This is a genomic window from Nocardioides sediminis (genome assembly GCF_003047295.1).
GTDB lineage: Bacteria > Actinomycetota > Actinomycetes > Propionibacteriales > Nocardioidaceae > Nocardioides > Nocardioides sediminis.
This window is the reverse complement of sequence record NZ_PZYZ01000002.1, coordinates 330,908-353,900: the sequence shown is the minus strand read 5'-3', so window position 1 is coordinate 353,900 and position 22,993 is coordinate 330,908. Positions and strand designations below refer to the sequence as shown.

At 71.9% G+C, this 22,993-nt stretch carries 19 protein-coding genes; 8 read left to right on the top strand and 11 right to left on the bottom strand.

Features of this window, described 5'->3' with window-relative positions:
• Position 1: 1 nt before the first annotated feature.
• From DAI17_RS06505 to DAI17_RS06495, 3 genes are all read right to left on the bottom strand, one after another.
• The gene (locus DAI17_RS06505) at positions 2-1,609 is read right to left on the bottom strand and encodes a substrate-binding domain-containing protein (protein WP_107772087.1); all 1,608 of its coding nucleotides are present in this window, start codon (positions 1,607-1,609) and stop codon (positions 2-4) included.
• A gap of 122 nt (positions 1,610-1,731) precedes the next feature.
• Positions 1,732-3,012, bottom strand: coding sequence for a thymidine phosphorylase (locus DAI17_RS06500; RefSeq protein WP_107772086.1), 1,281 nt, complete (start codon positions 3,010-3,012; stop codon positions 1,732-1,734).
• Entirely contained in the window at positions 3,009-3,398 is a 390-nt protein-coding gene (locus tag DAI17_RS06495) for a cytidine deaminase (RefSeq protein WP_107772085.1), read from the bottom strand. Before DAI17_RS06495 ends, DAI17_RS06500 begins: the two co-directional genes overlap by 4 nt.
• 163 nt (positions 3,399-3,561) lie before the next feature.
• Here DAI17_RS06495 and DAI17_RS06490 point away from each other — a divergent pair, with 163 nt between their 5' ends.
• From DAI17_RS06490 to DAI17_RS06475, 4 genes are all read left to right on the top strand, one after another.
• Positions 3,562-4,668, top strand: a complete 1,107-nt coding sequence (locus tag DAI17_RS06490) for a BMP family lipoprotein (RefSeq protein ID WP_234412284.1) — start codon at positions 3,562-3,564, stop codon at positions 4,666-4,668.
• A 152-nt stretch (positions 4,669-4,820) separates the two neighbouring features.
• On the top strand, positions 4,821-6,335 hold the full coding sequence (locus tag DAI17_RS06485) for an ABC transporter ATP-binding protein (RefSeq protein ID WP_107772083.1): 1,515 nt from the start codon (positions 4,821-4,823) through the stop codon (positions 6,333-6,335).
• The gene (locus DAI17_RS06480; protein WP_199904968.1) at positions 6,332-7,576 is read left to right on the top strand and encodes an ABC transporter permease; all 1,245 of its coding nucleotides are present in this window, start codon (positions 6,332-6,334) and stop codon (positions 7,574-7,576) included. The genes DAI17_RS06485 and DAI17_RS06480 overlap by 4 nt, the downstream gene beginning before the upstream one ends.
• Positions 7,573-8,865, top strand: coding sequence for an ABC transporter permease (locus DAI17_RS06475; protein WP_234412282.1), 1,293 nt, complete (start codon positions 7,573-7,575; stop codon positions 8,863-8,865). The genes DAI17_RS06480 and DAI17_RS06475 overlap by 4 nt, the downstream gene beginning before the upstream one ends.
• Positions 8,866-8,892: 27 nt before the next feature.
• On the opposite strand, the gene DAI17_RS06470 is transcribed toward DAI17_RS06475, so the two are convergent.
• The 4 genes from DAI17_RS06470 to DAI17_RS06455 all read right to left on the bottom strand — a co-directional run bounded on the left by DAI17_RS06470 (position 8,893) and on the right by DAI17_RS06455 (position 15,101).
• The gene (locus tag DAI17_RS06470; RefSeq protein WP_107772082.1) at positions 8,893-10,086 is read right to left on the bottom strand and encodes an amidohydrolase; all 1,194 of its coding nucleotides are present in this window, start codon (positions 10,084-10,086) and stop codon (positions 8,893-8,895) included.
• Between the two features lie 73 nt (positions 10,087-10,159).
• Complete coding sequence (meaB, locus tag DAI17_RS06465) at positions 10,160-11,146, bottom strand: methylmalonyl Co-A mutase-associated GTPase MeaB (protein WP_107772081.1); 987 nt, start codon at positions 11,144-11,146, stop codon at positions 10,160-10,162.
• Positions 11,146-13,305 carry a methylmalonyl-CoA mutase gene (gene scpA / locus DAI17_RS06460; protein ID WP_107772080.1) on the bottom strand — a complete coding sequence of 720 codons (2,160 nt, stop codon included), beginning with the start codon at positions 13,303-13,305 and terminating at the stop codon, positions 11,146-11,148. The genes meaB and scpA overlap by 1 nt, the downstream gene beginning before the upstream one ends.
• Positions 13,302-15,101, bottom strand: a complete 1,800-nt coding sequence (locus tag DAI17_RS06455) for a methylmalonyl-CoA mutase family protein (RefSeq protein WP_107772079.1) — start codon at positions 15,099-15,101, stop codon at positions 13,302-13,304. Before DAI17_RS06455 ends, scpA begins: the two co-directional genes overlap by 4 nt.
• A gap of 161 nt (positions 15,102-15,262) precedes the next feature.
• On the opposite strand from DAI17_RS06455, the gene DAI17_RS06450 reads away from it, so the two are divergent.
• From DAI17_RS06450 to DAI17_RS06435, 4 genes are all read left to right on the top strand, one after another.
• Positions 15,263-16,372 carry a glycosyltransferase gene (locus DAI17_RS06450; protein WP_107772078.1) on the top strand — a complete coding sequence of 370 codons (1,110 nt, stop codon included), beginning with the start codon at positions 15,263-15,265 and terminating at the stop codon, positions 16,370-16,372.
• A gap of 103 nt (positions 16,373-16,475) precedes the next feature.
• Positions 16,476-17,159 carry a succinate dehydrogenase cytochrome b subunit gene (locus DAI17_RS06445; protein WP_234412280.1) on the top strand — a complete coding sequence of 228 codons (684 nt, stop codon included), beginning with the start codon at positions 16,476-16,478 and terminating at the stop codon, positions 17,157-17,159.
• An 18-nt stretch (positions 17,160-17,177) separates the two neighbouring features.
• Positions 17,178-19,226 (top strand): fumarate reductase/succinate dehydrogenase flavoprotein subunit, encoded by a 2,049-nt coding sequence (locus tag DAI17_RS06440; protein WP_407669688.1) that lies wholly within the window; start codon positions 17,178-17,180, stop codon positions 19,224-19,226.
• Positions 19,223-19,966 carry a succinate dehydrogenase/fumarate reductase iron-sulfur subunit gene (locus DAI17_RS06435; RefSeq protein ID WP_107772075.1) on the top strand — a complete coding sequence of 248 codons (744 nt, stop codon included), beginning with the start codon at positions 19,223-19,225 and terminating at the stop codon, positions 19,964-19,966. Before DAI17_RS06440 ends, DAI17_RS06435 begins: the two co-directional genes overlap by 4 nt.
• 58 nt (positions 19,967-20,024) lie before the next feature.
• Here the strand turns inward: DAI17_RS06435 and DAI17_RS06430 are convergent, their stop codons facing one another.
• Genes DAI17_RS06430 through trpS form a run of 4 tightly spaced genes read right to left on the bottom strand, consistent with a single transcriptional unit; the run spans position 20,025 to position 22,874 of the window.
• A complete protein-coding gene (locus tag DAI17_RS06430; RefSeq protein WP_107772074.1) occupies positions 20,025-20,246 on the bottom strand; it encodes an SCO4848 family membrane protein in 222 nt (73 codons plus the stop codon).
• A gap of 2 nt (positions 20,247-20,248) precedes the next feature.
• Positions 20,249-21,307 carry a YihY/virulence factor BrkB family protein gene (locus DAI17_RS06425; RefSeq protein ID WP_107772073.1) on the bottom strand — a complete coding sequence of 353 codons (1,059 nt, stop codon included), beginning with the start codon at positions 21,305-21,307 and terminating at the stop codon, positions 20,249-20,251.
• Between the two features lie 19 nt (positions 21,308-21,326).
• On the bottom strand, positions 21,327-21,845 hold the full coding sequence (locus DAI17_RS06420) for a 2'-5' RNA ligase family protein (protein WP_107772072.1): 519 nt from the start codon (positions 21,843-21,845) through the stop codon (positions 21,327-21,329).
• Positions 21,846-21,854: 9 nt separating this feature from the next.
• Positions 21,855-22,874, bottom strand: coding sequence for a tryptophan--tRNA ligase (trpS, locus tag DAI17_RS06415; protein WP_107772071.1), 1,020 nt, complete (start codon positions 22,872-22,874; stop codon positions 21,855-21,857).
• Positions 22,875-22,993: the final 119 nt, after the last annotated feature.

The window sequence follows — 22,993 nt, the reverse complement described above, 5'->3', positions numbered from 1 at the left end:
CCTAGCGGGACAGCACCGCCTGCGCGAAGACCTCGAGGATGTCCTCGGGCTGCTCCGCGAGGTAGGCGTGCCCGCCAGTCACCTCGGCCATCCGCTCCAGGGAGCCGAGGTCGCCGTCGGCCCCGATCGCGATGCCGACGATCCGGACGGGGCGCTCGGGGTCCTTGGCCGCCTCCAGGCGCTCCAGCAGGCGTTCGAGGGAACCGGCGCCGTCGTCCGCGCCGTCGGTCATCAGGACGACCGCGTTGGAGTACTCCGGGCGGTAGTCGACGACCGCCTGCCGGTAGGCGGCCAGGGCGGTGGCGTAGAGCGCGGTGCCGCCCTCGGTCATGTCGGGCAGCTGTCGAGCCCGCTCGCGGAGCGCGTAGCGCTGGGTCCGCCCGAAGCGCAGCTCGTCGAGGCGCTCCATCGGCTCGAGCACCCGCCAGTCCTGCCCGGGACCGCCCTGGTCGGTCGAGAAGGTCCAGAGGCCGACCCGGGCGTGGTCGGGCAGGAACGTGAGACCGATGCCCGCCGCCTCGGCCAGCACCTCCATCCGGGTGCGCCCGCCGCTCTCCTCGTCCATGGAACCCGAGGCGTCGACCACGGCGAGGATCGAGGAGGGCACGCTGAGGGTCCGCCACGACTGGACGGTCGCGGCGATCGCGCGGGGCGAGGGAGACCGCATCAGGGTCGAGACCTCGGCCGGGGAGTCCGGTCCCGGGAGTCCGTCGGGCCCCCGGAGTCCCTCCTTGTGCAGGGCCGCCAGTCCCTCGTCGGAGGCGAGGTACTCCCGCACGGCGCGAGCCGTCTTGGCCGAGCCCTCGGCGGCCCGCTTGCGCACCACCATCGGGAAGTCCAAGGTGGGGGCGCCGACCGCGGGGGTCAGGTCGCGCAGGTGCGTGGCGTCCTGCTGGGCGCCGGCGAGCTGCTGCTCGGTCGTGACGAGCAGGCGCGGTGACTCGGGTCCGATCGTGGCGATGTTGACGTCCTCGTCCAGCCCGTCGGCCCGCCGCTCGCTGTACTTCTGCGCGAACGGCACGACCATCTGCCGGGCGGCGGCCAGGCTGCGACCCACCGAGGCCGCCTCGGACTGCGGCGCGACCACCGCCAGCGAGCCGGCTGTCGTCGTGGACGGGTCCGGCATGGTGACGAGCCCGGACACCTCGGCCTCCCCCCACGAGCCGAAGCGCTGCGCGGCCGGTCCGCCGACGAGGAGGACGGGCGTCCGGGCCACGCTGCGGGCCACGGTGCGGACCTCGGTGGTCTCCCCGAGGTAGAGCGGCGTCATCCAGAAGCGCGCGTCGGGGATCCACACGTCCGGGGCCCTGCCCCCGGAGGCGACGCCCAGCGCGACCTCACCGCCGGTGCGGTAGGTGACGTTGACCGTCGTGCAGGCCGGGGATATCTCGGACATCGCCGGCATCAGCACCCCGGACAAGGCGGGCGAGACCGCCATGTCGACCGTGCGGTAGTCGGTGCAGCCGTCGTCCGCGACCGACGGTGCGTCCCGCCCCGCCCACAGCAGGGAGGCCACGCCGCCGCCCGCCAGCAGGGCGAGCACCATCAGCACCACCACGCCGACGATCCCGACCGTCCGCTCGTCCCATCGTTCACCCAGGCTGCGCATGCACGCCACCTCCCCACGAGTCCCACTACCTGTGGGCGACGCTAGGTGGACTAGTCAGCCACTCGGCGGGTTGTCCTCGAGGATCGTCAGTGTTGGGGATGCGCCGGGCCCGGCGGGCCGACTCACCCGATGCGGTCGAGCACCAGGTCCGTCGGCGTGTACGACGCCTCGTCACCGACCTCGTACCCGCCCTCGAGCGACTCCAGGGCCCGCTCGAACCGCTCGGGCTCGTCGGTGAGCAGGGTCAGCAGCGGCTGCCCCTCGGTGACCGCGTCGCCGGGGCGCGCGTGCCAGACCACGCCGGCGCCGGCCTGCACCGGGTCCTCCTTGCGGGCCCGTCCGGCGCCGAGCCGCCAGGCCGCCAGGCCGACCGCCATGGCGTCGAGGCGCGTCAGGGTGCCGCTCGCCGGGGCGGTGACCACGTGGGACTCCCGGGCGGTGGGCAGGGGGGCGTCCGGGTCGCCGCCCTGGGCGCGGATCATCGCCTTCCAGGCGTCCATTGCGCTGCCGTCGGCGAGGCGGTCGGCGGGGTCGACGTCGGTGACGCCGGCCCCGGCGAGCATCTCGCGGGCCAGGGCCAGGGTGAGCTCGACGACGTCGGCGGGACCACCGCCCGCGAGCACCTCCACCGACTCGGCGACCTCGACGGCGTTGCCCGCGCTGAGGCCGAGCGGCGTGGCCATGTCGGTGAGCAGCGCGACGGTGTGCACGCCGGCGGCCTTGCCGAGCCCGACCATGGTCTCGGCGAGCTCGCGGGCCCGCTCGAGGTCCTTCATGAAGGCGCCGGAGCCCACCTTGACGTCGAGGACCAGCGCCCCGGTGCCCTCCGCGATCTTCTTGGACATGATCGAGCTGGCGATCAGCGGGATCGCCTCGACGGTCCCCGTGACGTCGCGCAGCGCGTAGAGCTTCTTGTCGGCAGGAGCGAGCCCGTCGCCGGCGGCGCAGACCACGGCGCCCACGTCCTCGAGCTGGGCCATCATCTCGGCGTTGGACAGCGTGGCCCGCCACCCGGGGATGGCCTCGAGCTTGTCCAGGGTGCCGCCGGTGTGCCCGAGGCCGCGGCCGGAGAGCTGCGGCACCGCGACGCCGCAGGCCGCCACGAGGGGCGCGAGCGGCAGCGTGATCTTGTCGCCGACCCCGCCGGTGGAGTGCTTGTCGGCCGTGGGCCGCGACAGCGAGGAGAAGTCCATCCGCTCCCCCGACGCGATCATCGCGTCGGTCCAGCGCGCGATCTCGCGGGGCTCCATGCCGTTGAGCAGGATGGCCATGGCCAGCGCCGACATCTGCTCGTCGGCGACGTCGCCGCGGGTGTAGGCGTCGATCACCCAGTCGATCTGGCTGTCGGTGAGGGCGTGGCGGTCGCGCTTGGCGCTGATGACCTCGACGGCGTCGTGCGTCACGTGATCTTCTCCAGGTCGTCGGGGCCGAAGGCCATGGGCAGCACCTCGGCCATGGTGCGGACGCCCTCGGGCGTCTCGATGAGCAGCTCCGCGCCGCCGTGCTCCCACAGCAGCTGGCGACACCGGCCGCAGGGCATGATCACGTCGCCGCCGCCGTTGACGCAGACGAAGTGGGTCAGCTTGCCCCCGCCGGTGGCGTGCAGCGAGGACACCAGGCCGCACTCGGCGCAGAGCGTCACGCCGTACGCCGCGTTCTCGACGTTGCAGCCCACGACGAGCCGGCCGTCGTCGACGATCGCGGCCGCCCCGACCGGGTAGTGGGAGTAGGGCGCGTAGGCGTGACCCATGGCGGTGACGGCCTCGGCGCGCAGCTGTGTCCAGTTCATGGTGGCCCCACTATGACGTATGACGCTCCGGCGTACGGAGGCGGCAATCAGGTCACAGACGGATGACGATCGGCGCTTTGGCTCCCACGAAGGGCGAGTCGGGGGCATCATTCTCCCGATATGCGCCCCCAACCCCGGGGACGACGTGATTTTGGAGGCTTTTGTGAGGAACACGAGGAAGGTCGTCACGAGCGGCCTCGTGGCGCTGCTGGCGACCGCGACCCTGGCAGCGTGTGGCGAGGCGCCCGAGGAGGAGAACGGCGGCAGCGACAGCGGGAGCGAGGCTGCGGCCAGCGACTTCCAGCCCTGCATCGTCTCCGACGCCGGCGGCTTCGACGACAAGTCCTTCAACCAGCTCGGCTACGAGGGCGCCAAGCAGGCCGCCGACGAGCTGGGCGTCGAGCTCATCGACGTCGAGTCCAACAGCGAGAACGACTACGGCCCCAACCTGGAGGCCCTCGTCTCGCAGGGCTGCAACGCCATCGTGACCGTCGGGTTCGCGCTCTCCGCGGCCACCGTCGAGTCGGCCAACGCCAACCCCGACATCGAGTACATCCTCATCGACGACGCGGCCGACAACGACTTCGACGGCGAGAAGGACGCGGAGAACATCAAGCCCCTGCTCTACAACACCGCCGAGGCGGCGTTCCTGGCCGGCTACGCGGCCGCCGACTACACCAAGACCGGCACCGTCGGCACCTACGGCGGCCAGCCGTTCCCGACCGTCACCATCTTCATGGACGGCTTCAAGCAGGGCGCCGAGTACTACGCCGAGGAGAAGGGCAAGGACGTCGAGGTCATCGGCTTCGAGGGCGGCGAGAAGGGCTCCTTCACCGGCGGCTTCGAGGCCAACGAGGCGGCCACCAGCACCGCGCGTCGCATCCTCGACCAGGGCGCTGACGTGATCCTGCCCGTGGGCGGTCCGATCTACCAGGGTGCGCTGACGGCCATCGCCGACTCCGGCCAGGACGTCGCCCTGGTCGGCGTGGACGCGGACTTCTACGAGACCGACCCCAACACGCAGGACGTGGTCATGACCTCGATCCTCAAGGACATGAAGGTCTCGACCTACGAGGCGATCATGTCCGCCGGTGAGGGCGAGTTCGACACCGAGACCTACGTCGGCACCCTCGAGAACGGCGGCGTCGGCCTGGCGCCGTTCCACAACTTCGAGGACAAGGTCTCCGACTCGCTCCAGGGCGAGCTCGACGAGGTCAAGGCGGGCATCATCGACGGCTCGATCGAGGTGACGTCCTACCTCGACCAGTGAGGTAGCACGACCCGTTGACGGGGCGAGGGTGTCGGCTACGCCGCCACGCTGCCGCCCGGTTCCACGAGGGGAGGTCGACTGCGAGGTCGGCCTCCCCTCGGCACGTCCCCTTGGCGGATCCACAAGGTCTCCGCGTGAATAGGATGCGATCCATGAAGCTTGTCCTTCGCAACATCACCAAGCGCTTCGGCTCGTTGGTCGCCAACGACCGGATCTCGCTCGAGGTGGCCCCCGGTGAGGTCCACTGCCTCCTGGGCGAGAACGGCGCCGGCAAGTCGACGCTGATGAACGTCCTCTACGGCCTCTACAAGGCCGACGAGGGCGAGATCGAGCTCGACGGCAAGGTGCAGCACTTCACCGGCCCCGGCGACGCCATGGCGGCCGGCATCGGCATGGTGCACCAGCACTTCATGCTGATCCCCGTCTTCACCGTCGCCGAGAACGTGATGCTCGGCAACGAGTCCACCGGCTTCGCCGGGACCCTCGACATCGACGCCGCCCGCGAGCGCGTCCGCGAGATCTCCGAGCGGTTCGGCTTCCACGTCGACCCCGATGCGCTCGTCGAGGAGCTCCCCGTCGGCGTCCAGCAGCGCGTCGAGATCATCAAGGCCCTCTCCCGCGACGCCGAGGTGCTGGTCTTCGACGAGCCCACCGCGGTCCTCACGCCCCAGGAGACCGACGAGCTGATGGAGATCATGCGCCAGCTCAAGGAGGCCGGCAAGGCGATCGTCTTCATCACCCACAAGCTCCGCGAGGTCCGCGAGGTCGCGGACCGGATCACCGTCATCCGCCTCGGCAAGGTCGTCGGCGAGGCCGACCCCAAGGCCAGCAACGCCGAGCTCGCCTCGATGATGGTCGGCCGACCGGTCGAGCTCGTCGTCCACAAGGACGCCCCCCAGCTCGGCGAGGACGCGTTCGTCGTCAAGGACCTCCGCGTCCGCGACGCCCTCGGCCACGTCCACCTCGACGGCATCAGCTTCACCATCAAGGCCGGCGAGGTCCTCTGCGTCGCCGGCGTGCAGGGCAACGGCCAGACCGAGCTGACCGAGGCCATCCTCGGCCTCCAGGAGCACGTCGAGGGCTCGGTCACCCTCGACGGCAAGGAGCTCGTCGGCCGGTCCGTCCGGCAGGTCCTCGACGCGGGCGTCGGGTTCATCCCCGAGGACCGCCAGGCCGACGGTCTCGTCGGCGGCTTCACGATCGCCGAGAACCTCATGCTCAACCGCAGCTTCCGCTCCCCCTTCGCGCGACGCGGCTCCCTGCGGATAGCCGAGCTCGACGAGTTCGCCAAGACCAAGCTCGAGGAGTACGACGTCCGGGCACCCGACATCTACACCCATGCGGGCAAGCTCTCCGGCGGCAACCAGCAGAAGGTCGTCGTCGCCCGCGAGCTCTCGCGCGACCTGCGGCTCCTGGTGGCCGCGCAGCCGACGCGCGGCGTCGACGTCGGCTCCATCGAGTTCATCCACAAGCAGGTGATCGCCACCCGCGACAGCGGCGTGCCCGTGCTGGTCGTGTCCACCGAGCTCGACGAGGTCGTCGCGCTCGCCGACCGGATCATGGTGCTCTACCGCGGGCAGGTGGTCGGCATCGTGCCCGGCGACACCCCCCGCGAGACCCTCGGACTGATGATGACCGGCGAGCGACCGAAGGACGTGGTCGCGTGAGCGGCACCGACAAGACCCCACCGACCGAGACCGAGGACAAGGCGACCGAGGACAGGGCGCCGGAGGCCCCCGAGGCCCCGAGCCGGTCGCACTCCCTGCTGCGCGAGATCGCCTCGGGCAACGCGCTGGCCGGTGTTCTCGCCGTCGTCCTGGCGGTCGCGGTCGGCTCGCTGATGATCGCGCTGACCGACGAGGAGGTGCGCGAGACCGCGTCGTACGTCTTCGCGCGACCGGCCGACTTCTTCAACGCCCTGTGGGACGCCATCTGGGGGGCCTACACGGCGCTCTTCCGCGGCGCGGTCTACAACGACCGCGTCGACGACTTCGCCACCCAGATCCGTCCCCTGACCGAGACCCTGAAGTTCGCGGCGCCCCTGATCGCCGCCGGCCTCGGCGTCGGACTGGCGTTCCGGGCCGGCATGTTCAACATCGGCGGCCGCGGCCAGATGCTGCTGGCCGGTGCCGCCGCCGGCTGGGTGGCCGCCAACGTCGACCTCCCGACCGTCGTGCACCTGCCGCTGGCCATCATCGCCGGCATGGTCGCCGGCGCCCTGTGGGCCGGCATCGCGGGCGTGCTCAAGGCCCGCACCGGCGCCCACGAGGTGATCGTCACGATCATGCTCAACTACGTCGGCTTCTACCTGGTGTTCTTCGCGCTCTCGCGCCAGTCGCTGCTCCAGGCGCCCGGGTCCGGCAACCCCAAGTCGGCCCCGGCCGCGGAGACGGCGGTCATGCCCAAGATCCTGGGCGACCGCTTCAACCTGCACCTGGGCTTCCTGCTCGCCCTGGTCGCCGTCGCCATCGTGTGGTGGCTCCTCAACCGGGCCACGCTCGGCTACCGCATCCGCGCCGTGGGTGAGAACCCCCACGCCGCTCGTGCGGCCGGCATCGACGTGGGTCGCACCTACGTCGTGGTGATGCTGATCGCCGGCGCCCTCGTGGGCCTGGCCGGCACCAACCAGGTGCTGGGCACGGTCACCAGCGGCGTGACCGTCGACCTCGACGCCGGCATCGGCTTCGACGCCATCACCGTGGCCCTGCTCGGCCGCTCGCGACCGCTCGGGATCCTGCTCGCCGGACTGCTGTTCGGCGCGTTCAAGGCCGGTGGCTTCGCCATGCAGGCCTCCGAGGGCATCCCGGTCGACATCGTGCTGGTCGTCCAGTCCCTCATCGTCCTCTTCATCGCCGCACCGCCCCTGGTCCGCGCGATCTTCCGGCTCCCCGCCAAGGAGGCGAAGTGACCACCGCCGGCCTGACCCCCGCCCCCGCCCCCACCGCCGGGCCCGTCGTCGACACCGTCCCGGTCGTCAGCAAGAAGACGCCGATCATCTTCGGCGTGCTGACCGTGGGCATGGCCCTGATCCTCCTGTTCGAGGGCCAGTCCGGCGAGACGACCTTCCGCCTCGCCGCCCGGACCGACTTCGTCCAGCTTCCCGAGCTCACGGTGCCGACCATGGCCGGCGCCTGGACGCTCACGGTGGTCTGCGCCCTGCTGACCGCCGAGTCCGTACGCCGCTACCTCGCGCGCCGTCGTACGCCTCTCTGGCTGCTCGCGGTCTACGCGGTGGCCTGGATGGCGGCCTTCCTGACCTGGGCGGCCGCGGGCGAGTCCGTGCCGGTGGTCGGCCTGCTGGCGGGCTCCATCGCGCTGGCCGTCCCGCTGGTCTTCGGCGCCCTCGGCGGCGTCCTCGGCGAGCGGTCCGGCGTGGTCAACATCGCCATCGACGGCCAGCTGCTGTTCGGCGCCTTCGCCGCCGCGATGATCGGCTCGGTGACCGGGTCCCCCTGGGTGGGCCTCGTCGCCGCGATGGTCGCCGGCGCTCTGGTGGCGCTGGTGCTGGGGCTCTTCGCCATCACCTACTTCGTCGACCAGGTCATCGTCGGCGTCGTCCTCAACGTCCTGGTGATCGGCCTGACGAGCTTCCTGTTCAGCCAGGTGCTGGCCCCCAACTCCGAGTCCCTCAACACCCCGCCGCGGTTCCCGCGGGTGCCGATCCCGGTGCTGGGCGACATCCCGCTCATCGGCCCGGTCTTCTTCCGCCAGACCGCCGTGGTCTACCTGCTCTACATCGCGGTCGCCCTGGTGGCCTTCGCGCTCTACCGCACCCGGTGGGGCCTGCGGGTCCGCGCGGTCGGCGAGCACCCCAAGGCCGCCGACACCGTGGGCATCAAGGTCAACCGCACCCGCTACCGGACGATCCTCGTCGCCGGCGCGGTCGCGGGGATGGGTGGAGCGTTCTACACCCTGGTCTCGGTCCCGCAGTTCAACCGCGAGATGACCGGCGGTGCGGGCTACATCGCCCTCGCCGCGGTGATCTTCGGCAAGTGGGACCCGATCCGCGCGACGCTGGCGGCGCTGCTCTTCGGCTTCGCCTCCAACCTGCAGGGCGTGCTGGCGGTGCTCGGCTCGCCGGTGCCGAGCCAGTTCATGCTGATGCTGCCCTACGTGGTCACGATCTTCGCGGTGGCCGGGCTCGTCGGCCGCTCGCGGCCCCCGGCCGCGGACGGCGTCCCCTACCGCAAGGAATAGCCCTGGACCGGCCGCCGGGGCCGGCCGTCAGCCGCGCAGCGCGGTGACGGCCGCCTCGGCGAGCACCCGCGCGCCGATCATCGTGGCGCGCTCGTCGACACGCAGGTTGCCCTGGTGCAGGTCGTACGTCGGGCCGCCCGGCGCACGCGTCCCGAGACGACCCATGGCGCCGGGGACCTTGTCGAGATACCACCCGAAGTCCTCGCCGCCCAGGCTCTGCTGGGTGGACACGTGGCCGTGCGGACCCAGGACCCGCTCGACGGCCTCGCCGAGGACCCGGCTGCTGGCAGGGCCGTTGACGACCGGCGGCACCCCGCGCTGGTAGGTCACCTCGGCGGTCACGCCGTACGGCGACACGATCTGCGTCACCAGCTGGCGCACGAGGTGCTCGGCGTCGGCCCATGCGACCGCGTCGAGCATCCGCACGGTGCCGGCCACGAGCCCGGCGTGCGGGATCACGTTGGGCGCCGAGCCCGCCCTGACCATCCCCCACACCACGCTCACGCCGGCGCGCGGGTCGAGGCGCCGGCTCAGGATCGCGGGCAGCTCGGTGATCAGCTTGCCGATGGCGAAGGTGAGGTCCTCGGTCAGGTGCGGGCGGCTGGTGTGGCCGCCCTTACCGGCCAGCCGGACGCTGAGGGAGTCGGCGGCCCCGGTGATCGGGCCCTCGCGCATGCCCACCCGGCCCACGTCGAGGCTGGGGTCGCAGTGCAGGCCGAAGACGTGTTGGGCGCCGTCGAGGGCGCCGGCGCGGATCAGGTGGAGCGCGCCGCCCGGCATGACCTCCTCCGCCGGCTGGAAGAGTAGCCGGACCCGGCCGGGCAGCAGCCCGTGCTCCTCGACCGCCGCCAGCGCGAGGCCCGCGCCGACCAGGCCGCTGACGTGCACGTCGTGGCCGCAGGCGTGGGCGACGCCGGGGACGGTGCTGCTCCACGGGTCGTTGGTGAGGTCGTCGATCGGCAGGGCGTCGAGGTCCGCGCGAAGCGCCACCAGCGGCTTGCCCGCGCCGATGTCGGCGATCAGGCCGCCGCCGTCGAGCCGGGCCAGCGACCAGCCGGTGCCGTCGAGGTGCTCGACGATGCGGTCGGTGGTGCGGGACTCGGTCCAGCTGAGCTCGGGGTGGGCGTGCAGGTCACGCCGCAGGTCGATCAGCTCGTCGGAGTACTTCTCGACGACCGCATCGACCAGCGACGCAGCGTCGGTCTCGGAGTGGTCTGGCATCAGACCCCCCAGTCTAGGCGAGCAGGGGCCGCGCCCGGTCGGCTCTGCGCGATGCGGGACGCGCCGCGGACCCTCAGCCCGCGTCGTACGCCGCGAGGATGCGGTCGGCGGCCATGGGTGCGGGCAGCTCGCCGGAGAGGACGGCGTCGCGCACCTCGTCGCGGATGGCGGCGACCGAGGCGGAGCGGCGCAACCGCTGGTCGAGCTCGTCGCGCACCAGCGCCCAGGTGAAGTCGAGCTGCTGGCCGGCCCGCTTGCGCAGCAGCCCGTCGGTCCCGAGGTGCTCGCGGTGGGCCTGCACGCGCTTCCAGACCTCGTCGACCCCGACGCCGGTGAGCGCGGAGCAGGTGACGACCGGCGGTGCCCACTCCCCCTTGCCGTGCACGAGGCGCAGGGCACCGGCGAGCTCGCGGGCCGCGGCCCGGGCCTCGCCCGAGCGGTCGTCGCCGCCGACGGCGTCGGCCTTGTTGACCGCGATCACGTCGGCGATCTCCAGGATGCCCTTCTTGATGCCCTGCAGCTGGTCGCCGGTGCGGGCGAGGGTGAGGAACAGGAAGGTGTCGACCATCCCGGCGACGGTGACCTCGGACTGCCCGACGCCGACCGTCTCGACGAGCACCACGTCGTACGCCGCCGCCTCGAGGACCAGCATCGCCTGCGTGGTGGCGCGGGCGACCCCACCGAGGGTGCCGGCCGACGGCGACGGACGGATGTAGGCGCGTGGGTCGACGGCGAGGGTCGCCATGCGGGTCTTGTCGCCCAGCACCGACCCGCCGGTGCGCACCGACGAGGGGTCCACGGCGAGCACGCCGACCCGGTGGCCGGCCGCGGTGAGCATCGTGCCGAGTGCCTCGATGAAGGTCGACTTGCCGACCCCCGGGACGCCGGAGATGCCCACCCGCGTCGCCCCCGCGGTGCTGCCCAGCTCGGTCAGCAGCTCGCGCGCGGCCGCGCGGTGGTCGGCCCGCGAGGACTCGACCAGCGTGATCGCGCGGGAGACCGCGGCCCGCTGCCCGTCCCGGATGCCCTGCACGAGGGCACCGACGTCGGGGGCCGGCATCAGGCGCGCAGCTTCGCCAGCAGGTCCAGGGCCGAGTCGGCGATCACCGTGCCGGGCAGGAACACCGCGGCGGCGCCCATCTCCTTGAGCGTGGGCACGTCGTCGGGCGGGATGACCCCGCCGATGACGACCATGATGTCGGGACGCCCCTGGTCGGCCAGCGCCTGCTTGAGCGCGGGCAGCAGCGCCAGGTGGCCGGCGGCCAGCGAGGAGACGCCCACGATGTGCACGTCGGCGTCGACGGCCTGCTGGGCGACCTCCTCGGGCGTGGAGAACAGCGGCCCCACGTCGACGTCGAAGCCGAGGTCGGCGAACGCGGTGACCACGACCTTCTGGCCGCGGTCGTGGCCGTCCTGGCCCATCTTGGCGACCAGGATGCGGGGACGCCGGCCCTCGGCCTCCTCGAACTCCTCGGTCGCGGCCAGCACCTGGGCGACCTTGCCGTCGGCTGCGGACCCTGCCTCGTCGCGGTACACGCCGCTGATCGTACGAATCACCGCCTGGTGACGGCCGTAGACCTTCTCCAGCGCGTCGGAGATCTCCCCGACGGTGGCCTTGGCGCGGGCCGCGTCGACGGCCAGCGCGAGCAGGTTGCCGTCGAGCGACCCGTCGCCGGAGGCACCCTGCTCGGCGCTGCGGGTCAGGGCCTCGAGCGAGCGTCGTACGTCGTCGTCGTCGCGCTCGGCGCGCAGCCGCTCGAGCTTGGCGACCTGCTGGCGGTAGACGTCGTCGTTGTCGACCCGCAGCACGTCCAGCTTGTCCTCGTCGGCGAGCCGGAAGGTGTTGACGCCGATGACCTTCTGCTGCCCGGAGTCGATCCGCGCCTGGGTGCGGGCGGCCGCCTCCTCGATGCGCATCTTGGGGATGCCCTGCTCGATGGCCTTGGCCATGCCCCCGGCCCGCTCCGCCTCGAGGATGTGCGCCCAGGCGCGCTCGGCGAGGTCGTGGGTGAGCCGCTCGACGTACCAGGAGCCGGCCCACGGGTCGATGACCTCAGTGGTGCGCGACTCCTGCTGGAGGAGCAGCTGGGTGTTGCGGGCGATGCGCGCCGAGAAGTCGGTCGGCAGCGCGATCGCCTCGTCGAGGGCGTTGGTGTGCAACGACTGGGTGTGGCCCTGGGTCGCGGCCATCGCCTCGATGCAGGTGCGGCCCACGTTGTTGAACACGTCCTGGGCGGTCAGCGACCAGCCCGAGGTCTGGGAATGGGTGCGCAGGGAGAGCGACTTGGGGTCCGCCGGGTCGAAGTCGCGCACCAGCCGCGCCCACAGGGCCCGGGCCGCGCGCATCTTGGCGACCTCCATGAAGAAGTTCATCCCGATCGCCCAGAAGAAGGAGAGCCGCGGGGCGAACCGGTCGATCGTCAGGCCCGCGTCGAGGCCGGCGCGGATGTACTCCACGCCGTCGGCCAGCGTGTAGGCCAGCTCGAGGTCGGCCGTCGCCCCGGCCTCCTGGATGTGGTAGCCGGAGATCGAGATCGAGTTGAAGCGCGGCATCCGCTGGGAGGTGTACTGGAAGATGTCGCTGATGATCCGCATGCTCGGCGCGGGCGGGTAGATGTAGGTGTTGCGGACCATGAACTCCTTGAGGATGTCGTTCTGGATGGTCCCCGCGAGCTGCTCCGGCTTCACCCCCTGCTCCTCGGCCGCCGCGATGTAGAGCGCCATCACCGGCAGCACGGCGCCGTTCATGGTCATCGACACCGACATCTCGTCGAGCGGGATCCCGTCGAAGAGGGTCCGCGCGTCGTAGATCGAGTCGATCGCCACGCCCGCCATGCCGACGTCGCCGCGCACCCGCGGGTGGTCGGAGTCGTAGCCGCGGTGGGTGGCGAGGTCGAAGGCGACCGAGAGGCCCTTCTGCCCGGCCGCGAGGTTGCGCCGGTAGAACGCGTTGGACTCCTCCGCGGTCGAGAAGCCGGCGTACTGCCGGATGGTCCACGGCTGGGTCGTGTACATGGTCGGGTAGGGCCCGCGCAGGAACGGGCTCAGCCCCGGCCACGTGTCGAGCGCGTCGAGGCCCTCGACGTGCTCGGGACCGTAGACCGGCAGGACGTCGATGCCCTCCGGGCTGTGCCACGGCTCCGCGCCCTCGGCGGTCGACGGGGGGACCGGGCGGCCTCCGCCCAGCGGGAGTCCCGCGAAGCTGTCCGGGATGCTCATGCCAGGGCCTCTCTCGTCCGGGTGAGGAACGCGAGCGCGTCCACCCCCATGGCTGCGCTGTCGTCGACACCGTCGATCGGCTTGCCGGCGACGATGACGTGACGCGCCCCCGCGTCGCGCAGGGCGGCGACGACGTCGCTCCCCCACTCGGCGTACGTCGCGTCGGTGCCCGCGAGGCAGACGACCGGCTGCGCGGCGTACGCCGCCAGCACGGACTCGACGCCGTCCGTCGGGCCGGCCACGTCGACGGCGATGCCGCCCGCGGCGAGCAGGTTGCTGGCGAAGGTCGCGCGGGCGGTGTGGGCTGCGACCGGTCCCAGCGTCGCCAGGAAAACGGGTGCGGCGGCCGGCTCGTCGCGCAGGGCCTCGAAGGCGGCGCCGTAGCGGCGGACGGGGTCGGGCTCGCCGGTCCGCTCGGGGAGCAGCTCGTCGAGGTGGGGGAACTCCGTCACCCCGGTGAGCGGCCGGCGCCGGGTGGCCACCTCGCCGGCCCGCACGGCCGCGGCCTCCTCGACGCGGGCGAGGAGGGAGCCGTCGGCGAGCGCGGCGACGACGCCGCCGGCGGCCTCGATCCGGCCGAGCTCCTCCCACGCGACGTGCGCGAGGTCGTCGGTGAGCCGCTCGACGGCGTAGGAGCCTCCCGCGGGGTCGGCGACCCGCGCGACGTGGGACTCCGAGACGAGCAGCGAGGACGTGTTGCGGGCGACCCGGCGGCCGAGGGCGTCCGGGACGCCGAGGGTGACGTCGAAGGGCACGACCGTGACGGACTCGGCCCCGCCGACGCCGGCGGCGAAGGCGGCGACGGTGCCGCGCAGCATGTTGACCCAGGGGTCGTACTTGCTCAGCATCGCCCGGCTGGTGACGACGTGCTGGCGCATGGCGGCCGTCTCGGTGGCACCGCCCGACAGCTCGACGACGCGGGCCCACAGGCGGCGGGCGGCGCGCAGCTTGGCGATCGTGGGGAACTGCTCGTCGGTCGCGGCGAAGCGGAACTCGACCAGTCCCAGCGCGTCCTCGAGCGACAGCCCGGCGGCGGTCAGGGCCCGCAGGTACGCCGCGCCGGTGGCGACCGCGTACCCGAGCTCCTGGGCGTCGGTGGCGCCCCGGTCGTGCAGCGCGGAGGCATCGACGGTGACGCCGAGGATCCCGTGCTCGCGGGCGAGCTGCGCCACGGGGACGAGGTCGCCGAGCGCGTCGTCGAGGGGAAGGTCGTGACGCAGGTGGGCCGCGACCGGGTCGGCGCCGAGGTTGGTCCCCGGGTGGCCGTCGACGCCCTGCTCGTCGAGCACGGCGAGCAGCGCCCGCGCCGCAGCCACGGGCTCGTGCGGGGCCTCGAGCACCACGGGCGCCAGGTCGGCCAGCACACGCCGGAGCACGGTCGGCAGGTCGGTCGACGTGAGCCCGCGGCCGAGCTCGACCCACAGCGACGTGGCGCCGTTGTCCAGGTCGACCAGCACGGCCTCGTTGGCGGCCTCCGCGTCGGGCCCGAAGACCCAGGCGCGGACGTCCCAGTCGCCCGCCCGGGTGGGGCGGCCGCTGGTGGCGAGGTCGGCCACGCTGTCGGGCGTGCCGATCGGGGCGACCGCGATGCCGTCGAGCGTGGTCCGCGCGAGCGCGTCCCAGACGGCCGAGTCGGGGTCGTCCTCGCCGAGCCGGCGGGCCTTGCGGAGGACCGCGGCCGCGGCCGCCTCCCAGGCCGCGGCGTCGTGCCGGTCGTCGGGTGAGGCCAGCCGCAGCGAGCCCTGCTCGGGCTCCAGCTCGGCCGGCTCGTCGAGGCCGCCTTCAACGTCGGTCATGCAGCGCAGGATAGGCCCGACGCGCCCTCGGGCGAGGGGTCGGACCTGTGGCATACCTCTCACACCGTGGGTCATCCGCGGTGCCGAGGCTTCACCCGTCGTTGCCCGGGGGTTGGCCCGGTCGACGACCGTCGTCGACCGGCGCACGCCAGTGTCGGTGCATGGAGACGCGACGGATCGCGCTGGTGACCGAGACGTTCTACCCCGCCGTCGACGGCACCACGACCACGCTCAAGCAGCTGACCGACCACCTCATCGACGCCGGCCACGAGGTGCTCGTCGTGGCCCCCGGTCCGGGCCTGTCGACGTACCGTCGCAGCCAGGTCGCGCGCATCCGCCCTCTCGACCGCCCGGGCAGCCAGGTCCGCGACGCGCTCGCCCGCTTCGAGCCCGACCTCGTGCACGCCGTCTCCCCCGGCACCCTGGGCCGCAAGGCCCTCAAGCACGCCCGTCGCGCGGGCGTGCCCACCGTGGTCGTGCAGCACGCGCCGCCCGCCGAGCTGACCCGGGAGCTGTGGCTGGCGAAGGTCGTCGCACGGGCGGACCGGCTCGTGGTGACCTCCGACTTCCTCGCGGGCCGGCTGCACGAGCTCGGGCTCGACCCGGCCGTGTGGGAGCCCGGCGTCGACACCCGCGCCTTCACCCCCGCCCTGCGCGACCGGTGGCTGCACGACAAGTGGGCCCGGTCCCGCTCGCGGGAGGGCCGCCGGGTCGTGGTCGGCTACGCGGGAAGCCTGCACGAGCGGCACGGCGTACGACGCCTCGCGGAGCTCGCGGACCTGCGTGGCGTCCAGCTCGTGGTCGTCGGCAGCGGTCCGCAGGAGGCGTGGCTGCGGCGCCACCTGCCGCGGGCGCGATTCACCGGCGCGCTGGGGACCGGGGACCTCGCCATCGCCCTGGCCTCGATGGACGTGCTGGTCCACCCCGGGGAGGCGGAGTCGTGCTGCCACACCCTGCGCGAGGCCGCCGCCAGCGGCGTGCCCGTCGTCGCCCCGCGCAGCGGCGGGGCCCCACGGGTGGTGCGGGACCTCGAGACGGGGCTGCTCTACGACCCGGCCACGGCCACGGGCCTGCGCCGGGCCGTCGAGTCGGTCGCCGGGGACCGCCACCGCGCCCTGCTCGGGACCCGCGGGCGCGAGCTCAGCACCCGCACCTGGCAGCACGCCTGCGGTGAGCTGCTGGCCGAGGTGCACGCCCCGCTGCTCGGCTCCGAGGAGCTCGCGGGACGCCCCGGGACGGCGCTGGCGGACCGCCTCCACAGGGGTGGGTGAGGCTCACCTAACCGGTCCTATGTCACACTCCCCGGCCCCCACTCGTGGGGAACCGGGCGGTACCGTGACCTCCGTGGCAACCCAAACTCAAACCCCGGCCCTGGTGAAGGGTTCTCGGGCGGCCCGCACGACCATCACGCTCAAGATCCTGATGGCCGTCAGCGGCATCGTCTTCGTCGGCTTCGTGCTCACCCACATGTACGGCAACCTCAAGGCCTTTGCCGGGCATGACGCGTTCAACGAGTACGCCCACCACCTACGCACCTTCGGGGAGCCGATGCTCCCCTACGAGGGTCTCCTGTGGGTGATCCGCGTCGGCCTCATCGCGGCCCTGGTCGTGCACGTCGGGGCGGCGTACGCCCTCGCTCGTCGCGCGTCGACCGCGCGCACGCAGAAGTACGCGGTGAAGAAGAACGCCTCGTCCTCGATCTCCTCGCGCACGATGCGCTGGGGCGGCGTGACGATCCTGGTGTTCCTCGTCTGGCACCTGCTCAACTTCACCATCGTCAAGATCAACCCCGCGGGCGGCGCGACCAACGACCCCTACAACCTGTTGGTCGACACCTTCGACCTGTGGTGGATGACGCTGATCTACCTGCTGGCGATGGTGGCCCTGGGCCTCCACCTGCACCACGGCACGTGGAGCGCGCTGCAGACGCTCGGCTGGACCGGCACCGCTGCGGCCCGCAAGCGCGCCAAGACCGCCGGCTGGGTGCTGGCGATCGTGATCGCCGGCGGCTTCTCGCTGGTCCCCCTGTTCGTCCTCCTCGGCGTCATCTCCAAGTAAGGGAGCCCAGACATGGCCATGACTGATCCCTCCGGGACCGTGCCCACCAACAAGCCGTCCGTGCAGGTCTCCGACGACGCCGCCGGCTACTACACGCCCGGCGAGCCGCTGGTCGACCCGAGGACGCCGACGGGTCCGATCGCCACGCGGTGGACCAACCGCAAGTTCGAGAACCGGCTCGTCAACCCGGCCAACCGCCGCAAGCTGACGGTCATCATCGTCGGCACCGGCCTGGCCGGCGGCGCCGCGGCCGCGACGCTCGGCGAGGCCGGCTACAACGTCAAGTCCTTCTGCTACCAGGACTCGCCGCGCCGCGCCCACTCGATCGCCGCCCAGGGCGGCATCAACGCGGCCAAGAACTACAAGGAGGACGGCGACTCCGTCCACCGTCTCTTCTACGACACGGTCAAGGGCGGCGACTACCGGTCGCGGGAGTCCAACGTCTACCGCCTGGCCGAGGTCAGCGCCAACATCATCGACCAGTGCGTCGCCCAGGGCGTCCCGTTCGCCCGTGAGTACGGCGGCCTGCTCGACAACCGCTCCTTCGGCGGCGTGCAGGTGTCCCGCACCTTCTACGCCCGCGGCCAGACCGGCCAGCAGCTCCTCATCGGCGCCTACCAGGCGCTCGAGCGCCAGGTCGCCGCCGGCACGGTGTCGATGTACACGCGCCACGAGATGCTCGACCTGATCACGGTCGACGGCAAGGCCCGCGGCATCATCGCCCGCGACATGGTCACCGGCGCCGTCGAGACCCACACGGCCGACGTCGTGGTGATCGCCTCGGGTGGCTACGGCAACGTCTTCTACCTCTCGACCAACGCGATGGGGTCCAACGTCACCGCCGCGTGGCGTGCGCACCGCAAGGGCGCCCTGATGGCCAACCCCTGCTACACGCAGATCCACCCCACGTGCATCCCGGTCTCCGGCGACCACCAGTCCAAGCTGACCCTGATGAGCGAGTCGCTGCGCAACGACGGCCGCATCTGGGTGCCGAAGAACAAGGAGGACTGCGACAAGGACCCGCGGGACATCCCCGAGGAGGACCGCGACTACTACCTGGAGCGGATCTACCCGTCCTTCGGCAACCTGGTCCCCCGCGACATCGCCTCCCGCCAGGCCAAGAACGTGTGCGACGAGGGTCGCGGCGTCGGCCCGATGGTCGGCGACTTCCGCCGCGGCGTCTACCTGGACTTCAGCGACGCCATCGCCCGCCTGGGCAAGAAGGGCATCGAGGCCAAGTACGACAACCTGTTCGACATGTACGAGCGGATCACGGGCGAGAACCCCTACGAGGTCCCGATGCGGATCTACCCCGCCGTGCACTACGTGATGGGTGGCCTGTGGGTCGACTACGACCTGCAGTCCAACGTCCCGGGCCTGTTCGTGTCCGGCGAGGCCAACTTCTCCGACCACGGTGCCAACCGCCTCGGCGCCTCGGCGCTGATGCAGGGCCTGGCCGACGGCTACTTCGTGCTGCCCAACACCATCCGCGAGTACCTCGCCGACGGCCCCTTCGAGGCGATCGGCGACGACCACCCCGACGTGGTCGCCGCGCGCGAGTCCGTCCAGGGCCGCATCGACCGCTTCCTGGCGATCAACGGCGAGCGGTCTGCCGACAGCTACCACAAGGAGCTCGGCAACCTGATGTGGGAGTACTGCGGCATGGAGCGCACCGCGGAGGGCCTGCGCAAGGCCATCGACGGCATCCGTGAGCTCAAGCGGGACTTCTGGTCCAACCTCAAGGTGCTCGGCACCGCCGACTCCCTCAACCAGAGCCTGGAGAAGGCCGGCCGGGTGGCCGACTTCCTCGAGCTCGGCGAGCTGATGTGCATCGACGCCCTCAACCGGCGCGAGTCCTGCGGCGGGCACTTCCGGGCCGAGTCGCAGACCGAGGACGGCGAGGCGCTGCGCATCGACGAGGAGTTCGCCTACGTCGCCGCGTGGGAGTTCACCCCGGCCGTCGAGAACGACCCCAACGAGCCGCAGGGCTCGATGGGCACCCCGGTCCTGCACAAGGAGGACCTGCTCTACACCGCGATCGAGATGAAGCAGAGGTCCTACAAGTGAAGCTCACGCTCAAGATCTGGCGCCAGGCCGATGCCCAGGCCCGGGGCGAGATGCGCACCTACCAGCTCGACGGGGTCTCCGAGGACATGTCCTTCCTCGAGATGCTCGACGTGCTCAACGAGCAGCTCAACGCCTCGGGTGAGGAGCCGGTCGCGTTCGACTCCGACTGTCGCGAGGGCATCTGCGGCACGTGCGGCCTGATGATCAACGGCCAGGCGCACGGTCCGGAGGTCACCACGACCTGCCAGCTCCACATGCGGACGTTCTCCGACGGCGACGAGATCACCATCGAGCCGTGGCGCGCCGACGCGTTCCCGGTCGTCAAGGACCTCATCGTCGACCGCGGCGCCTTCGACCGGATCATCCAGCAGGGCGGCTTCATCTCTGCCAACACCGGCTCGGCCCCCGAGGCCAACTCGGTGCCCGTCCCCCGGGACAAGGCCCTGCGGTCGTTCAACATGGCGACCTGCATCGGGTGCGGCGCGTGCGTCGCGGCCTGCCCCAACGGCTCCGCGTCGCTCTTCATGGGTGCCAAGATCACCCACCTCGGCGAGCTCCCCCAGGGCCAGCCCGAGCGCGACACCCGCGTGGTCAACATGGTCGCCCAGCACGACCACGAGGGCTTCGGCGGCTGCACCAACATCGGTGAGTGCACGGCCGCCTGCCCCAAGGAGATCCCGCTCGACGTGATCAGCCAGCTCAACAAGGACCTGCGCACCGCGCTCAAGCACGGCCACTGAGCCTGCCGGTCCCTCCCCTGGCCCGCCCGGACTCGAGTCCCGGCGGGCCAGCGGCATTTCAGGAGCGCGAGCGCAGGACCTTGGCACCCCAGGACCCGAAGACCCCGGCGAGGACGAGGTTGGCGACGATCAGCACCGAGTGCGCGACCCAGTAGCCGGTGGGGCGGTCCTCCCCGGCCGCCTGGGCGGCGTACAGGTTCTTGGTGAACATCCCCCAGGTGATGAGGTTCCAGACGGCGACGCCGACGAGGAACACCCCGTGCTTCCGAGTGGTCTGCATGCTCACTTGCTCCTCCTGGTCACGGCGACGAGCGCCAGCATGGTCGCGGCACCGGCCGCGAAGGGTCCTGCCCGCCCCGTGGACGGCGTGCGGGCGGCGAGGACGGGACTGTGCTCGACGGCCTGCCGCAGGTCGATCTGCGGGCCCTCCACGTCGTCCTCGCGCCACGCCTCCCGCTCCCGCTGCTCCCGCGCGGCCGGGGACGTGTGCGCCCACGCGGCGGCGAGCACCACGACCCGCGAGAAGTAGTTCATCCACACGACCAGGATCAGCGCGATCCCGAACGCCTGGGCGGCGGGCTGTTCCTTGGTGCCGGCGAGCAGGAAGGTCGAGAGCTGCTTGAGCGCCTCGAAGGCCAGCGCCCCGAGCAGCGCGCCCGACCACAACGCGCGCGTCGGCACGTTGGGCGCTGCCAGGACCCGGAAGAAGGCGAAGAACAGCACCGTGCTGGCGGCCAGTCCCAGCGCCAGCCCGAGGACCCACACGACCGGCTCCACTCCCTCGCCGAGGCCGAGCAGCTCGAGGATCGGGACCGCCAGCTTGGTCGCGACACCCGAGACCGCCACGCTCAGCAGCAGCACGGTGCCGAGGGTCAGCAGGGCCAGGATGTCGCGGGCCTTGCCGAGGAGGAAGCTGGGCTGCTCCTTCTCGGGCTCCTCGAAGATCGCGATGAGGGCCGTGCGCATGCCGGAGAGCCAGCCGAGCCCGGAGTAGAGAGCCACCAGCAGGCCGACGCTCAGGATCCCGGGGGCGGACCCGCGGATGGCGTCCAGGCTCAGCTCGTTCTTCCCGTTGCCGATGATGCCGGGCAGCACACCGTCGATCGCGGTCACGAGGTCGCGCTCGGCGTCGGGGTAGGCGCCGGAGATGAACCCGATCACCGCGAACGCCAGCGCCACGATGGGGAAGAAGGACAGGAACGCGAAGTAGGTCACCGCCGCGGCGAGCGCGCTGCCGTTGACGTTGCCGTAGTGCTCGAAGGTCCGCACGAGGTGGTCGAGCAGCGGCCAGCGCTCCCGCGCCTCCTCGACGCGCTGCTTGACGGTGGCGACGATTGCCATCAGGTCTCCCGAGAGTTGGTCAGGCGGTGGGGCGGAGCGCGAACTCCCGCGTCGGCCGCCACCCGGCGCCCTCGTCGTGGACGTAGAGGGAGAACGCGTCGGCGACGAACTCGCACTCGAAGTCCGCGAGCTCGGTGAAGGCCCGGTCAAGCGCGCGGTCCGGGAGGTGGTGGGCGATGGTGACGTGCGGGTGGTAGGGGAAGTGCAGGTCGACCGCGAGCGGCCCCCGGCGTACGACGCTCGCGAGCTGCTCGCACTGGGAGATGCCCTCCGCGAGGGTCACGAAGACCACCGGCGAGACCGGCCGGAAGGTGCCCGTGCCGCGCAGGTGGATGCGGAACGCGTCCACCTTGTACGCCGCCGACTCGAGGTGCGCCTCGACCTGCGGGAGGTCCTCGGCGGGGACCTCCACGGGCGGGATCAGCGTGATGTGCGTCGGGATCTGCGTGGCGGTGGTGTCACCCACCGAGGTGCGGTAGTCCTGCAGCTGCGTCGCCCACGGCTCCGGGATCGCCACTGCCACGCCGATGGTCACCACCCGTCGACCCTAGCGGCCGGCTGGCAGGAAGCCGACGCGGTCGTAGACGTCGCGCAGGGTCGCCTCGGCCACGGCCCCGGCGCGCTCGGCGCCCGAGGCGAGGATCCGCTCGAGCTCGGCGCGGTCGTCCATCAGCTCCAGGGTGCGGTCCCGCAGCGGCGTCAGCGTCTGCAGGACGACGTCGGCCACCTCGGACTTGAGGTCGCCGTAGCCGCGGCCCTCGAAGGCCGCTTCCAAGGCTTCGACCTTCTCGCCCGACAGCGCGGAGTGGATGGTCAAGAGGTTGCTGACCCCGGGCTTGGCCGCGCGGTCGAAGCGGATCTCGGTCTCGGAGTCGGTGACGGCCGAGCGGAACTTCTTGGTCACCACCGCGGGGTCGTCGAGGACCCACACGCAGCCCTGCCCGCCGATGGACTTCGACATCTGCTTTTCCGGGACCTGCAGGTCGTAGATCTTCGCGGTGGACTCGAGGATGTAGGGCTCGGGCGGCCGGAAGGTCTTCTTGTAGCGGTGGTTGAAGCGGTTGGCCAGGTCTCGGGTGAGCTCGAGGTGCTGGCGCTGGTCCTCCCCCACCGGGACGTACTGCGGGCGGTAGAGCAGGATGTCAGCCGCCTGGAGGATGGGGTAGGTGAACAGCCCGACGCTGGCGGCGCCCTCGCCGCCCTTGGCGGACTTGTCCTTGAACTGGGTCATCCTCCGGGCCTCGCCGAAGCCGGTCAGGCACTGGAGCACCCAACCGGCCTGGGTGTGCGCCGGCACCTGGCTCTGCACGAAGATCGTGGCGCGCGCCGGGTCGACGCCGGCGGCGACCAGCTGCGCCGCCGAGACGAGCGTGCGCTCGCGGAGCACCTTGGGGTCCTGCTCGACCGTGATCGCATGCAGGTCGGCGATGAAGTAGAAGGGCTCGAAGTCCTCCTGCAGCGTCACCCACTGGCGCAGCGCACCGAGGTAGTTGCCGAGGTGGAACGAGTCCGCTGTCGGCTGGATGCCGGAGAGGACCCGCGGGCGTGCTGGAGGCGCGGTGGACATGGCGTCATCCTCTCATCGGCGCCGACCGGCGAGGCAGCCGCGCCCGTCAGGTGACGCTGGTCACGAGATGTTAATCGTGGGTAACATGCCCACGCCGGGACGTCCCGTCCCGGAGCCAC